The following is a 12,325-nucleotide window of genomic DNA, read 5'->3' as shown; positions in this document are numbered from 1 at the left end:
CACATCTCCACCGTCACCCCGTACCGCCGGCACGTCAAGCCGGACCGTCCGAACGCGCCGGCGCGGCGCGGGATCAGTCCGGTGGCGGGCCGGCGTGGGTACGGATCCACGCGTGCATGGCGATCCCACTGGCCACACCCGCGTTGATCGACCTGGTGGAGCCGTACTGGGCGATGGAGTAGAGCTGGTCGCACGCCACCCGGGCCGCCTCGGAGAGGCCGGGCCCCTCCTGGCCGAACAGCAGCACGCAGTCCCGCGGCAGGGTTCCGGTCTCCAGCGGGAGCGAGCCGGGCAGGTTGTCGATCCCGAAGACCGGCAGCCGCCGCCCGGCCGCCCAGTCGACGAACTCCTCGATCGTCTCGTGGTGACGGACGTGCTGGTACCGGTCGGTCACCATCGCGCCGCGCCGGTTCCACCGCCGGCGTCCGACGATGTGCACCTCGGCGGCGTTGAACGCGTTGGCGTTGCGGACCACCGTGCCGATGTTGAAGTCGTGCTGCCAGTTCTCGATGGCGACGTGGAAGCCGTGGCGGTGCCGGTCCAGGTCGGCGACGATCGCGTCGTGCCGCCAGTAGCGGTAGCGGTCGACCACGTTGCGCCGGTCGCCCTCGGCCAGCAACCGCGGGTCGTAGCGGGGGTCGTCCGGCGGGTCCCCCGGCCAGGGGCCCACACCCACCTCAAGCTGGTCGTCGGTCACGGTCATCAGAGGGTACGGACCATCGCGGCGCCCCCGCGCGACGGCCCACCGATGTCAGCCCAGTCCGAGCGCGCCGCCGAGCCGGTCCAGGAAACGTCGGTCGGCGGGGCCCGGCGGCTGGTTGGCGGCGCCCGGTGCCGCCCGGCAGACCCGGGCCGCGACCGACTGCACCCACTGGCGGTACGCGGCCGAGTCGGCGGGGTCGGCGCGTCGGTGCAGGACCCGCACCCCCGCCCGGCAGGCGGCCAGCAGGTCCACCAGGTCGGTGAGCTGTTCGCCGGGCTGCGGGGCGCCGTCGTGGCGGGCGTAGATCGCGGCGACGACGGCACGGACGAGATCACTGTCGAACGCCCGCCCGGCGGCGACAGCGTCCAGGCCGGCGAGGCCCGCGAGGACTCCCCGCTCGGGACGGCCCGGCCCGGGAGCGGCGGCGGCCACGAGCACCCGACCGGGCAGGCTGGTGAGCAGGTCCCACTCGGCGGCGGAGTAGACAGCGGTGGTCAAGGGTGCGGCACGGCGGCGGCCGGCAGAGGACGGCTCTCCGGCGACGGAGTGGCTCATCGGAACCTCCGGCGTCAGCATATGCCCCGAAACCGGGACAGGGCCCCGACCCGGGCAGAAGCCGCCGGGGAAGGAGCCCTGGTCCGAGGCGTACGCGACGCCCCGGTCCCGTTCAGCGCGCTGTGGGGAAGCTCGGCCGCTCCGGGTCCACCCCGTCGGGGACGGCGCTGGCCGCGTACTCCCGCTTGGGGACCATGACCTTGCGGCGGAAGACGCAGACCATGGTGCCGTCCTGGTTGTAGCCGCGGGTCTCCACCGACACCACGCCCCGGTCGGGCTTGGAGCCGGACTCACGCTTGTCCAGCACGGTGGTCTCGCCGTAGATGGTGTCGCCGTGGAAGGTGGGCGCCACGTGCCGCAGCGACTCGACCTCCAGGTTGGCGATGGCCTTGCCGCTGACGTCCGGCACCGACATGCCGAGCAGCAGCGAGTAGATGTAGTTGCCGACCACGACGTTGCGCTTGAACTGGCTTGCCGTCTCGGCGTAGTGCGCGTCCATGTGCAGCGGGTGGTGGTTCATGGTGAGCAGACAGAAGAGGTGGTCGTCGTACTCGGTGACGGTCTTGCCCGGCCAGTGCCGGTAGACCGCGCCGACCTCGAACTCCTCGTAGTAGCGGCCGAACTGCATCCTGGTCCCCTTCGACGGGCGGCGATGGAGTTCGGCACAGCATGCCTTACCGGTGGTTAAGGCGATCGGCGGGGCGCGACCACGGCGGAAATGTCACACCGGTCACTCGCACGGGGGGGGACGCAATGAGCGGCGGGGCCCTCCCCGGCACCCGCCGCCCACGCTCTGATGCGAGGAATTCTGCCCTACGGCGGCGTAGGTTCAACAGAGATCGAGGTCACATTTATCTTTTTGTAACACTACTCTCGGTGACGAAACACGAGTTGATCGGCGATCTCCGCAGGCCGGATACCTCCTTGTCAGGGCTCAAGTTACCGATTCGTAGAGCTCAATCGGGTCGATCTCCCTGGAAACGCTCCCATCACGGCTGGTCACGCAAGTGCGTCGTGCACTTGCGTTCCGCACGACCGAGACGAACAGACATGGATCGATGGCTTCCGGAGGCCCCGGGCAGCCCGGGGCACGTTTCACGCCCCACCGCCCGGGAATTCGATACGGTCAGCCCTGGTTCTACGGGACGTAGGTAAACCGCGGTGATCGGAGAGTGCAATGGCAACCGTTGAGCTGACCTCGGCGAACTTCGACGAGGTGACCGGCAACGACGGCATCGTCCTGGTCGACTTCTGGGCCGACTGGTGTGGTCCGTGCAAGCGGTTCGCCCCGGTCTACGAGCGCTCCTCGGAGAAGCACCAGAACATCGTCTTCGGCAAGGTCGACACCGAGGCCCAGCAGGAGCTGGGTGCCAAGTTCGACATCCGCTCGATCCCGACCATCATGGCGATCCGCGACGGCGTCATCGTCTTCGCCCAGCCCGGCGCCCTCCCCGAGTCCGCCCTGGAGAACCTGATCGAGCAGGTCGAGGCGCTGGACATGGACGACGTCCGCAAGCAGCTGGCCGAGCACAACCACTGAGTCGCCCAGACGACGACACGCGCAGGCCGGGCCCGGTACGGGCCCGGCCTTCGTCGTACCCCCGCGAGCTTGCGCATCATCACCTGGCTGGGCAGGCCGAACTGACCGTCGGTGGGACCCGGCACGGCCGGTACATCCCGTATCGTCACGACCCGATGGAGACCCTGACCACCCGCGGGCGCGTGACCCGGCTCGGCGCGACCGCACTCGGCCTCGCCCTGTTGGTCGCTGGCACCTTCTGGGGCAGCGACGACGACTTCCCGTTCGGCCCGTTCCGGATGTACTCCACCTCGAACCCGCCGAACGCACCCGCTCCGGACACCCGGGTCGAGGGGGTGGACAGCTCCGGGGCCGTGATCGACCTCGACCAGAACGCGACAGGCATCCGCCGCGCCGAGATCGAGGGTCAGCAGGGCCGGTACGCCGCCGACCCGACGCTGCTCACCGAGGTCGCCGACGCGTACGCCGGACGACACCCGGACGCCCCCGCGCTGGTCGAGGTCCGCATCGTGATCCGCTGGCACGGCATCCGCGCCGGCCGCCCGACCGGGCAGCACACCGAGGAGACCGTCGTCCGCTGGCAGGCACCCCGATGACCGGCTGGCTGACCGAGGCGGTGCCGCGCGGCCGCATCGCCGCGTTCCGGACCGTGGTCTACCTCTTCGTCGCCGCCGACCTGGCGATCTTCACCCCGTGGGTACGCACCCGGGTCAGCGTGCCCGGCGATCTCTACCAACCGCTGCTGATCGGCCGCCTGCTCCCCCTGCCGACGCCGACAGCGGCGATGGTGGCGGTGATCTTCTGGTCGTTGCTGGCGCTCGCGCTGCTCGCCGCGACCGGACGGGCGCCCCGACTGCTCGGCTGGGCGGTCTGCGCGCTGTACCTGGAGTGGATGATCATCGCGATGAGCTACGGGAAGGTCGACCACGACCGGTTCGGGCTGCTCGTCGCGCTGGCCGTGCTGCCCACCGCTGGTCGGGCCCGGCACGGCGACTCCACCCGCACCGAGGCCGGCGGCTGGGCGCTACGCGTCACCCAGATCGCGGTGATCTGCACGTACTTCCTGGCCGCCTTCGCCAAGCTGCGCTTCGGCGGCCTGGACTGGCTGACCGGCTCGGTCCTGGCCCGCGCGATCATCAGACGCGGCACCGACCTGGCCGACCTCATCGCCCAGGTGCCGTACCTGCTGATCGTCGCGCAGTTCGGCATCGTGGCGTTCGAGCTGCTCAGCCCGGTGGTCTTCTTCCTGCCACCCCGCTGGCGACTCGCCATGGTCGGCTTCTTCTACTCGTTCCACGCGGTCACCATCGCGACCATCACCATCTCGTTCGCGCCGCACCTGGCCGCGATGACCAGCTTCCTGCCGCTGGAACGGGTCCGCCCGATCATCTGGGCCCGCCGCCTCGCCGGCCGCCCCGCGCCCGTGACGGACGCGGTCGACGACGACCAGGCCGAGCCCGACACGGACCCGGCACCCGCGTCGCTCGGCGGTCAGGCGCCGGTGGTCGGGCGACCGGCCGGGCCGTAGAGCCGTTCCCGGGCCTCCTGCGGCAGCGAGCAGGCGGCAGTACCGCCCGGCAGGCGATGCCTGTTGCGCGCCACCCAGCGGTACAGAGGCCAGGCCGCCGCGCGGGCCGGTGGAAACCGCAGGCCGGCCCCGGCGACCCGCCACAACGGGCCGCTCGCGGCGAGCAGCTTCGCGATGGCGTCCGGGCCGGCGGCACGGGAGCCGTCAGCGCCGACCCACTGCACGGCCTCCTCACACTCGGCCATCGTGAGGCCGAGTGTGTCGAGGTCGGCGAACTGCCAGGGCACCACCCGCGCGGTGGTGGGGATCCGGCGTTCGATGAACTCCGCGCAGGTCGTGCAGAACGCGCAGTCACCGTCGTAGACGAAGGTCGACGTCTCCATGCCGTCCATCCTCCCCCGCCGCACCGTGGATCAGTCACCGATGTCCGGCGGGTCACTTGCGCCGACCTCGTACACGTGTTCGAATAGTGCCCATGCGCTGGGACAACCTCACCGCTCCCCCGGTTGAGGGAGACCCCGAGCGGGCAGCGCCAGCGACGCCACCCCTGCCGCTGGCGCTGCCCGGCGCCGTCGTCCGCACCTTCGACACCCCCGAGTTCGCCGGGATGACCTTCTACGAGGTGCAGGCCAAGTCCATCCTCAACCGGGTGCCCGGGCAGTCCCGCGTGCCGTTCGAGTGGACGATCAACCCGTACCGAGGCTGTTCCCATGCCTGCGTCTACTGTTTTGCGAGAAACACTCACACTTATCTCGATCTTGACGCCGGTGTCGACTTCGACCGGAAGGTGATCGTCAAGGTCAACGCCGGCGAGCTGGTGCGGCGGGAGCTGGCCGCGCCGAGGTGGCGGGGCGCGCACGTGGCGATGGGCACCAACGTGGACTGCTACCAGCGCGCCGAGGGCCGTTACCGGCTGATGCCGCAGATCATCGCGGCCCTGCGCGACTTCGCCAACCCGTTCTCGATCCTGACCAAGGGCACGCTGATCCTTCGGGACCTGCCCCTGCTGCGCGAGGCCGCCCAGGTGACCAGGGTCGGCATCTCCTTCTCCGTGGGCTTCGTCGACGAGCAGCTGTGGCGCAGCGTCGAGCCGGGCACACCGCACCCGCGCCGCCGACTGGACGCGGTCCGCGCGCTCACCGACGCCGGCTTCTCCGTCGGGGTGCTGATGGCCCCGATCCTGCCCGGCCTCAGTGACAGCGACGAGTCCATCGACGCGACGGTGTCGGCGATCGCCGCCGCCGGGGCCAGCAGTGTGACGCCGCTGGCCCTGCACCTGCGTCCGGGCGCCCGGGAGTGGTACGCGCACTGGCTGGGTCGGGAGTACCCGCACCTCGTGCCCCGCTACCGCGAGCTGTACCGGGCCGGCTCCTACGCGCCGCAGGCGTACCAGCGGGAGCTGACCGCGCGGGTGCGCATCGCGGCCCGCCGCCACGGCCTGCACCGCGCCGAGCCGGGTGACAACCGCAACCTGCCCGAGCCGCCACCATCGCCGGACGCCGAGCAGCTGACCCTGATCTAGCCCGAGTCCGGAGCTACAGTCGGCGGGTGCGTACCGCTCAGCAGATCCTCGCCGACTCCGCCGTGATCGCCGTCGTCGGCGCGTCCCGCGACCCGCGCAAGGCCGCGCACGGCGTGCCGTTGCAGATGCAGCGGTACGGCTGGCGCATCATCCCGGTCAACCCGACAGTCGACGAACTCTTCGGCGAGCGGGCGTACCCGACGTTGGCCGACATCCCGCACCCCGTCGACCTGGTGGACGTGATCCGGCCGGCGGCCGACGCCGTGCAGGTGGTCAGGGACGCGGCGGCGATCGGCGCCCCGGCCGTCTGGTTGCAGCTGGGCATCGTCTCGGCCGAGGCGCGGCGGATCGCCGAGGAGGCGGGCATGGACTACGTCGAGGACCGCTGCCTCATCGTCGAACGCGCCGCCGCAGGCCTGACCCGCCTCAGCTGAGCAGCCCTTCCCCCGCCCGCTACGGCTCACGCATCCAGTCGGGTGACGCGATCCCCAGGAAGGCGTCCCAGGCACGACAGTAGGCCTGTGATCGTGGTCCGAGATCGCTCCATATCTGCCGCAGGTCGAACCCGGCATCGGCGGCGGTCATGAGGGATTCGAGGAAACCCGTCGCGACGGCGTCTGCCTCGTGCTGGTCACCGGATCCCAGGACCTCGTCCACCAGGTGGAGGACGTTCCTGCGCTGCTGTGGCGTCAGATCCTGCACCCGTTCAGCGAACACCTCGGCCAGGTGCGTCAGGCGCAGAAGTAGGGGCAGGTCGCACCCGGGCTCCGACTCTTCCCGCCACCGCACGGCCTCGATCTCGTCCTCGGCGGCGAGCAGGTCACTGATCGCCATCAGGTCCGCCCACCAGGGCGGGATGGGCCTCACGGTCGAGCCGGAGCACTGGGCATGTGGCGGACGATAGTGGGGTGGGCCTGATACCTCAGAGTCATTTTCATACCTCTGAGTCATCACCTTCACGGCCATCAGTGGCTCGACGGGCGAACGTCAGAGCTTGTACTCCTTGAGCAGGCCACGCGAGATGATCGTCTTCTGGATCTCCGAGGTGCCCTCGCCGATGAGCAGGAACGGGGCCTCGCGCATCAGCCGCTCGATCTCGTACTCCTTGGAGTAGCCGTAGCCGCCGTGGATGCGGAACGCCTCCTGGACGACCTCGGCGCAGTACTCGGAGGCGAGCAGCTTGGCCATGCCGGCCTCGACGTCGTTGCGCTGGCCGGCGTCCTTGAGCCGGGCGGCGTTGACCATGAGGGCGTGCGCCGCCTCGATCTTCGTACCCATCTCGGCGAGCTTGAACGCGATGGCCTGGTGCTTGGCGAGCGGCTGGCCGAAGGTCTTGCGCTGCTGGGCGTACTGCACGGCCAGCTCGAAGGCGCGGATGGAGATGCCGCAGGCGCGGGCGGCAACGTTGACGCGGCCCACCTCGATGCCGTCCATCATCTGGTAGAAGCCGCGCCCCACCTTGTCGGCGCCGCCGAGGATCGCCGAGTCGGGCACGGTCACGCCGTCGAGCACCATCTCGGTGGTCTCGACGCCCTTGTAGCCCATCTTTTCGATCTTGCCGGGGATGGTGAGGCCGGGGGCGGTCTCGCCGAAGCCGGGCTCCTTCTCCAGCAGGAAGGTGCTCATGTTGCCGTACACCGACTCGGCGCCGGTGTCGGTCTTGACCAGGGTCGCCACCACCGAGGAGTACGCCCCGTTGGTCAGCCACATCTTCTGCCCGTCGAGCACGTAGCTGTCGCCGTCGCGGACGGCACGGGACTTGATCGCCGAGACGTCGGAACCGGTCTCCGGCTCGGACATCGAGAAGGCGCCGCGAACCTCGCCGGTGGCCATCTTCGGCAGCAGGCGGGCCTTCTGCTCGGCGGAGCCGTGCTGGGAGATCAGGTACGCAACGATGAAGTGGGTGTTGACGATGCCGGAGATCGACATCCAGCCCCGGGACAACTGCTCCACCACCAGCGCGTACGTGAGCAGTGACTCGCCGAGCCCGCCGTACTCCTCGTCGATGGTGAGACCGAACAGCCCCATCTCGCGCATCCCGTCGAGGATGTCGGTGGGGTACTCGTCGGCGTGCTCCAGCCGCTGGGCGTGCGGGATGATCTCCTTGTCGGCGAACTCCCGGACGGTCTCCAGAATCGACTGCTGCACGTCGGTCAGGCCGGGTGTCTGGGCCAGTCGAGCCATCTCAGCCTCCGGGGATCAGCGCACTACTCATGGGTAACTGAACGCTCGGTCAGTATCGGTCTCCCGGGCCGGCGAGGCCAAGGTGACCAGTCCACACAACCGCTGTGAAAAGGTTCACCGCTGCGGGTAGCGTCCGGCAAGAGGGACTTTTCCGACACTGGCAGGAGGACGCCGTGAGCCACCCGCCGCCGTCGGGACCCCCGGGGGACGAGCCGCCGCCGTCTGGACCTGCCGGCGACGAGCCGCCGCCGTCACCCTACGAGCCACCCCGGGAGCAGTCGCCGTACGCGCCGGGCCAGCCCTCCTTCGAGCCACCCCCGGGAAGCTCGCCCTACGGACCACCGCCGGACGAGCCGTCGCCGTACGGGCAGCCGGGCCCGCACCAGGCGGGACACTGGGGCCACCAGCCGCCGTACGGCGCGCAGGGCCCCTACGGCCAGTACGGTCCACCGGCCGGCCCGGGGCGCAGCACCAACGTCCTGGCGATCCTGTCGCTGGTGTTCGCCTTCGTGTTCCCGCCGGCCGGCGCCGTCCTCGGTCACGTGGCCAAGCGGCAGATCCGCGCCAGCGGCGAGGAGGGCGACCAGCTCGCGACGTGGGGGCTGATCCTCGGGTACGTCTTCACCGGGATCACCCTGCTGGCCTGCTGTGGCTGGCTGGCCCTGGTGATCATCGGCAACTCCGGCGACAGCGGCGGCTACTGATCCGCCACGCCGGTCAGCGGAAGCGGGCCTCCCGGACGCTGTTGCCGCCGTCCACCACGAGCATCTGACCGGTGATGTACGAGGCGGCCGGTGAGCAGAGGAAGCTGATTGCCGCGGCGACCTCGTCCGGAGTGCCCGGTCGACCCACAGGTGTGCCCAGCCCCTGCTTGATCTCGGCCATCGTGGACGCCGCGGTGTAGATGGTGCCCGGCGCCACCGCGTTCACGGTCACCCCGTCGGCGATCATCTCCATGGCCAGCGCCCGGGTCAGCCCGACCACCCCGGCCTTCGCCGCCGCGTACGCGGCCTCGGTGGGCAGCGCGTTGACCGGGCCGGCCGTGGCCGACAGGTTGACGATCCGACCCCAGCCCCGCTCCGCCATCCCGCCGATGAACGCCCGGCTGCACAGGAAGGCGGTGGTCAGGTTGCGGTCGATCTCGCCACGCCACTCGTCGTAGGTCAACTGCGCGACCGGCCGCAGCACCTCCGGACTGGCCCGGCTCGCCAGGCCGGCGTTGTTGACGAGCACCTCCACGTCGCCCAACTGCTCGGCGACCGCGTCCGCCAGGGCGCCGACCTCGGACTCGTCGGTCAGGTCGGCGACGAAGCCGGTCACACCCAGCTCACCGGCCCGGTCGTGGATGCGCCGCGTGGTGGACACGATGGCCACCCGGGCGCCCAGGTCGGCGAGACGGCGAGCCGTCGCGTACCCGATGCCGTCCGCGCTGCCCGCCCCCGTCACCAGGGCGACCCGCCCGTCGAGCCGCATGGTCACCGGGTCGGCGAGCGCGACCGGCTCGTCGGGGCCGGGAGCGCCGGCCGGTGCGGCCGCACGGGCCCGTCGCGCCATGCCGGGGCGGCTGACGTCCCGTCTCGGTCGACCGCCGGAGCGGTCCGCAGCGCGCGCGTCTATTGCCATGCCAGGGATCCTGCCCGTTGCGACCGGCCCGAGCAACGCGGCACCCGGTAGCGGGGGCGTCGTGTTTACCCGGCGCTGGCTACCCTGACGGCGCACCCCGACCTGACGGAGACCTCGCATGACCAATTCCCCACCGCCCGGCGGCTGGACCGATCCCACGTGGTCGGCGCAGCCGTCCAGCGCACCTCCAGACCCGACCCTGGTGGCCGGCCAGCCGGTGCCCGCGCAGCACGGCCCGGCGGACCCGTACGCACCGGTCGACCCGTACGCCGGCGCGCAGCCCCCACCGGGCCAGCCGGTGCCCGGCTACGCCGCCCCCGGATATCCCGCCCCCGGGTACGCGCCGCCGGGTTATCCACCGCAGTACCCCGGCTACGGCTACCAGCAGCCCGTGAAGACCAACGGGATGGCCATCGCGGCGTTGGTGCTGGCCCTGGTCGGTTTCGCGTCCTGCATCACCGCGCCGGTCGGCGCGATCCTGGGCCACGTGGCCCAGAAGCAGATCCGGCTCACCGGTGAGGGCGGCGCGGGGATGGCGAAGGCCGCCATCATCATCGGCTGGATCCTCACCGGGCTGCTCGTCCTGGTCATCATCTTCTACATCGTGGTGATCGTTCTCGCGATCACCACGGGCGCGAGCAGCGGCAGCAGCAGCAGCTACTGACGGCGCAGCGCCGAGGGCCGGGGTGATCACCAGCGGTACGCACCCCGGCCCGCCCGGTCACTCCGGCGGGGTGAACGACGAGGTACGGCTCATGCCGGCGGCGCGCCCCTTGGCGGCGATCACGAGCGCCATCTTGCGGGAGGCCTCGTCGATCATCTCGTCGCCGAGCATCACCGCGCCCAGCTTGCCGCCGGCCTCCGAGGTGTAGTGCTCGTACGCGTCGAGGATCAACTCGGCGTGGTCGTAGTCGGCCTGCGCCGGCTGGTACACCTCGTTGGCGGCGTCGATCTGGCCCGGGTGCAGCACCCACTTGCCGTCGAAGCCCAGCGCCGCCGAGCGCTTCGCCACCTCGCGGAAGCCGTCGACGTCGCGGATCTGCAGGAACGGGCCGTCGATCGCCTGCTTGTCGTGCATCCGGGCGGCCATCAGGATCCGCATGAGGATGTAGTGGTACGGGTCGCCCGGATAGTCCGGGATCAGCGCGCCGACCACCAGCGACCTCATGTTGATCGAGGCCATGAAGTCGGCGGGGCCGAAGATGATGGTCTCCACCCGGGGCGACGCGGCGGCGATGGCGTCCACGTTCACCAGGCCGGCCGCGTTCTCGATCTGCGCCTCGATGCCGATCCGGCCGACCTCCAGGCCGAGGGTCTTCTCGATCTGGGTGAGCAGCAGGTCCAGCCAGTGCACCTGCTCGGCGTTCTGCACCTTGGGCAGCATGATGCAGTCCAGGTTCGCGCCGGCGCCCTCGACCACCTCGATGACGTCCCGGTACGTCCACGGGGTGGTCAGGTCGTTGACCCGGACCACCCGGGTCTTGCCGGCCCAGTCGCCCTCGTTGAGCGCGGCCACGATGTTCTTGCGCGCGTCCGGCTTGGCCAACGGGGCGACGGCGTCCTCCAGGTCGAGGAAGACCTGGTCGGCCGGGAGGCCCTGCGCCTTGCCCAGCATCTTGACGCTGGAACCGGGTACGGCGAGGCAGGACCGGCGGGGACGACCGACTGCGGCCATGGATGCGCTCCTTCCAGCGTCCGGTGGGCGCGCCGACGCCACCTGACGACAGTTCCGAAAAAACTTAACGATCCCAAAGGTCGTGGTGACGCCACGGTAACCTCGCGCCATGACCGGGGTGAATGGACCTGTGGAAGATCTCACTGGGCGTCGACTGGTGGTGGTGACCGGCGCCAGCTCCGGCATCGGGCTGGCCGCCGCCGTCCACCTGGCGTGCCGGGGTGACCGGGTGGTGCTGGTCGGGCGGGATCCGGCCCGACTCCAGGCCGCCGCGGAACGCGTACGGGAGGCCTCGGGTGAGCGTCCTGAGCTGTTCCGGGCCGACTTCGCGGTGCTCGACGACGTACGCGGGCTCGCCGAGCGGCTGCGCGACGCGTACGACCGGATCGACGTGCTCGCCAACAACGCCGGCGCCATCGCGCTGCAACCCCTCACCACCGTCGACGGCTTCGAGCTGTCGATCCAGGCCAACCACCTGGCCCCGTTCCTGCTGACCAACCTGCTCGCCGACCGGATCGGCCGGATCGTGGTCACCGCCTCCGGCGCGCACCGCTTCGGCGCCCTGAACCCCGACGACCTGAACAGCCCGCTGCGCCGATACCGGCCGATGGGCGCGTACGGCACCAGCAAGCAGGCGAACATCCTGTTCACCGCCGAGGCGGCCCGCCGCTGGCCGCACATCCCGGCGTACAGCTTCCACCCGGGGGTGGTGCGTACCCGCTTCGCCAACGACAGCAGGCTCGTGGCGTTCGGCATGCGGGTCCTGCCGTTCCGCAGCCCCGAGAAGGCCGCCGAGACGCTGGCCTGGCTGGCCAACCAGGATCCGGGCCGGCTGGTCGGCGGTGGCTACTACTACAACCGCCGGTTGCGCCGGCCGTACCGCAAGGCGGCCGACCCTCGGCTCGCGGCCCGGCTCTGGGCCGCCAGCGCCGAGGCGGTCGGTATCCCCGCGTAGCCGTGCGGTGCCGCCCGACGGTTCGCTGTCGCCGGTGAGC

The 12,325-nt window shown here is 70.8% G+C and carries 16 protein-coding genes; 8 read left to right on the top strand and 8 right to left on the bottom strand.

What is annotated here, in order from left to right:
• Positions 1-73: 73 nt before the first annotated feature.
• The 3 genes from ABZS77_RS04440 to ABZS77_RS04430 all read right to left on the bottom strand — a co-directional run bounded on the left by ABZS77_RS04440 (position 74) and on the right by ABZS77_RS04430 (position 1,886).
• The gene (locus ABZS77_RS04440; protein ID WP_354817196.1) at positions 74-697 is read right to left on the bottom strand and encodes an RNA methyltransferase; all 624 of its coding nucleotides are present in this window, start codon (positions 695-697) and stop codon (positions 74-76) included.
• 54 nt (positions 698-751) lie between these two features.
• Positions 752-1,279: a hypothetical protein gene (locus tag ABZS77_RS04435; RefSeq protein ID WP_354816924.1), complete on the bottom strand. Its 528-nt coding sequence runs from the start codon at positions 1,277-1,279 to the stop codon at positions 752-754.
• Between the two features lie 91 nt (positions 1,280-1,370).
• Positions 1,371-1,886, bottom strand: coding sequence for a MaoC family dehydratase (locus tag ABZS77_RS04430; RefSeq protein WP_354816921.1), 516 nt, complete (start codon positions 1,884-1,886; stop codon positions 1,371-1,373).
• Between the two features lie 549 nt (positions 1,887-2,435).
• Between ABZS77_RS04430 and trxA the strand changes: the two genes are divergently transcribed.
• The 3 genes from trxA to ABZS77_RS04415 all read left to right on the top strand — a co-directional run bounded on the left by trxA (position 2,436) and on the right by ABZS77_RS04415 (position 4,326).
• Positions 2,436-2,798, top strand: coding sequence for a thioredoxin (gene trxA / locus ABZS77_RS04425; protein ID WP_030329190.1), 363 nt, complete (start codon positions 2,436-2,438; stop codon positions 2,796-2,798).
• Positions 2,799-2,953: 155 nt separating this feature from the next.
• Positions 2,954-3,394, top strand: a complete 441-nt coding sequence (locus ABZS77_RS04420) for a hypothetical protein (RefSeq protein ID WP_354816918.1) — start codon at positions 2,954-2,956, stop codon at positions 3,392-3,394.
• Entirely contained in the window at positions 3,391-4,326 is a 936-nt protein-coding gene (locus tag ABZS77_RS04415; RefSeq protein WP_354816915.1) for an HTTM domain-containing protein, read from the top strand. The genes ABZS77_RS04420 and ABZS77_RS04415 overlap by 4 nt, the downstream gene beginning before the upstream one ends.
• Here ABZS77_RS04415 and ABZS77_RS04410 read toward each other — a convergent pair.
• Positions 4,290-4,709 (bottom strand): DUF393 domain-containing protein, encoded by a 420-nt coding sequence (locus ABZS77_RS04410; RefSeq protein ID WP_354816912.1) that lies wholly within the window; start codon positions 4,707-4,709, stop codon positions 4,290-4,292. The genes ABZS77_RS04415 and ABZS77_RS04410 overlap by 37 nt on opposite strands.
• Before the next feature lie 92 nt (positions 4,710-4,801).
• Here ABZS77_RS04410 and ABZS77_RS04405 point away from each other — a divergent pair, with 92 nt between their 5' ends.
• Both ABZS77_RS04405 and ABZS77_RS04400 read left to right on the top strand, forming a co-directional pair.
• The gene (locus tag ABZS77_RS04405) at positions 4,802-5,848 is read left to right on the top strand and encodes an Rv2578c family radical SAM protein (RefSeq protein WP_354816909.1); all 1,047 of its coding nucleotides are present in this window, start codon (positions 4,802-4,804) and stop codon (positions 5,846-5,848) included.
• A 26-nt stretch (positions 5,849-5,874) separates the two neighbouring features.
• Complete coding sequence (locus ABZS77_RS04400) at positions 5,875-6,282, top strand: CoA-binding protein (RefSeq protein ID WP_354816906.1); 408 nt, start codon at positions 5,875-5,877, stop codon at positions 6,280-6,282.
• A gap of 19 nt (positions 6,283-6,301) precedes the next feature.
• Here the strand turns inward: ABZS77_RS04400 and ABZS77_RS04395 are convergent, their stop codons facing one another.
• Positions 6,302-6,682, bottom strand: coding sequence for a hypothetical protein (locus tag ABZS77_RS04395; RefSeq protein WP_354816903.1), 381 nt, complete (start codon positions 6,680-6,682; stop codon positions 6,302-6,304).
• Between the two features lie 153 nt (positions 6,683-6,835).
• A complete protein-coding gene (locus tag ABZS77_RS04390) occupies positions 6,836-8,032 on the bottom strand; it encodes an acyl-CoA dehydrogenase family protein (RefSeq protein ID WP_354816900.1) in 1,197 nt (398 codons plus the stop codon).
• A 173-nt stretch (positions 8,033-8,205) separates the two neighbouring features.
• On the opposite strand from ABZS77_RS04390, the gene ABZS77_RS04385 reads away from it, so the two are divergent.
• Positions 8,206-8,736: a DUF4190 domain-containing protein gene (locus ABZS77_RS04385; RefSeq protein WP_354816897.1), complete on the top strand. Its 531-nt coding sequence runs from the start codon at positions 8,206-8,208 to the stop codon at positions 8,734-8,736.
• 13 nt (positions 8,737-8,749) lie between these two features.
• Here ABZS77_RS04385 and ABZS77_RS04380 read toward each other — a convergent pair whose 3' ends face one another.
• On the bottom strand, positions 8,750-9,586 hold the full coding sequence (locus ABZS77_RS04380; RefSeq protein ID WP_354816894.1) for an SDR family NAD(P)-dependent oxidoreductase: 837 nt from the start codon (positions 9,584-9,586) through the stop codon (positions 8,750-8,752).
• Between the two features lie 187 nt (positions 9,587-9,773).
• Here ABZS77_RS04380 and ABZS77_RS04375 point away from each other — a divergent pair, with 187 nt between their 5' ends.
• Positions 9,774-10,319 (top strand): DUF4190 domain-containing protein, encoded by a 546-nt coding sequence (locus ABZS77_RS04375; protein WP_354816891.1) that lies wholly within the window; start codon positions 9,774-9,776, stop codon positions 10,317-10,319.
• Between the two features lie 57 nt (positions 10,320-10,376).
• On the opposite strand, the gene ABZS77_RS04370 is transcribed toward ABZS77_RS04375, so the two are convergent.
• Positions 10,377-11,330: a CoA ester lyase gene (locus tag ABZS77_RS04370; RefSeq protein WP_354816889.1), complete on the bottom strand. Its 954-nt coding sequence runs from the start codon at positions 11,328-11,330 to the stop codon at positions 10,377-10,379.
• A 130-nt stretch (positions 11,331-11,460) separates the two neighbouring features.
• Between ABZS77_RS04370 and ABZS77_RS04365 the strand changes: the two genes are divergently transcribed.
• On the top strand, positions 11,461-12,285 hold the full coding sequence (locus tag ABZS77_RS04365) for an SDR family NAD(P)-dependent oxidoreductase (RefSeq protein ID WP_354817193.1): 825 nt from the start codon (positions 11,461-11,463) through the stop codon (positions 12,283-12,285).
• The last annotated feature ends 40 nt before the right edge of the window (positions 12,286-12,325 follow it).

Source organism: Micromonospora sp. NPDC005298 (genome assembly GCF_040607375.1).
Classification (GTDB): domain Bacteria; phylum Actinomycetota; class Actinomycetes; order Mycobacteriales; family Micromonosporaceae; genus Micromonospora.
This window is presented reverse-complemented; position numbering and strand designations above follow the sequence as displayed.

What these genes read in the sequence shown, in the direction of transcription:
- ABZS77_RS04435 (WP_354816924.1), bottom strand. Translation starts at nt 1,279, where the DNA reads ATGCTGACGCCGGAGGTTCCGATGAGCCACTCCGTCGCCGGAGAGCCG.
- ABZS77_RS04430 (WP_354816921.1), bottom strand. Translation starts at nt 1,886, where the DNA reads ATGCAGTTCGGCCGCTACTACGAGGAGTTCGAGGTCGGCGCGGTCTAC.
- trxA (WP_030329190.1), top strand. Translation starts at nt 2,436, where the DNA reads ATGGCAACCGTTGAGCTGACCTCGGCGAACTTCGACGAGGTGACCGGC.
- ABZS77_RS04420 (WP_354816918.1), top strand. Translation starts at nt 2,954, where the DNA reads ATGGAGACCCTGACCACCCGCGGGCGCGTGACCCGGCTCGGCGCGACC.
- ABZS77_RS04415 (WP_354816915.1), top strand. Translation starts at nt 3,391, where the DNA reads ATGACCGGCTGGCTGACCGAGGCGGTGCCGCGCGGCCGCATCGCCGCG.
- ABZS77_RS04410 (WP_354816912.1), bottom strand. Translation starts at nt 4,709, where the DNA reads ATGGAGACGTCGACCTTCGTCTACGACGGTGACTGCGCGTTCTGCACG.
- ABZS77_RS04405 (WP_354816909.1), top strand. Translation starts at nt 4,802, where the DNA reads ATGCGCTGGGACAACCTCACCGCTCCCCCGGTTGAGGGAGACCCCGAG.
- ABZS77_RS04395 (WP_354816903.1), bottom strand. Translation starts at nt 6,682, where the DNA reads ATGGCGATCAGTGACCTGCTCGCCGCCGAGGACGAGATCGAGGCCGTG.
- ABZS77_RS04390 (WP_354816900.1), bottom strand. Translation starts at nt 8,032, where the DNA reads ATGGCTCGACTGGCCCAGACACCCGGCCTGACCGACGTGCAGCAGTCG.
- ABZS77_RS04380 (WP_354816894.1), bottom strand. Translation starts at nt 9,586, where the DNA reads ATGGCGCGACGGGCCCGTGCGGCCGCACCGGCCGGCGCTCCCGGCCCC.
- ABZS77_RS04375 (WP_354816891.1), top strand. Translation starts at nt 9,774, where the DNA reads ATGACCAATTCCCCACCGCCCGGCGGCTGGACCGATCCCACGTGGTCG.
- ABZS77_RS04370 (WP_354816889.1), bottom strand. Translation starts at nt 11,330, where the DNA reads ATGGCCGCAGTCGGTCGTCCCCGCCGGTCCTGCCTCGCCGTACCCGGT.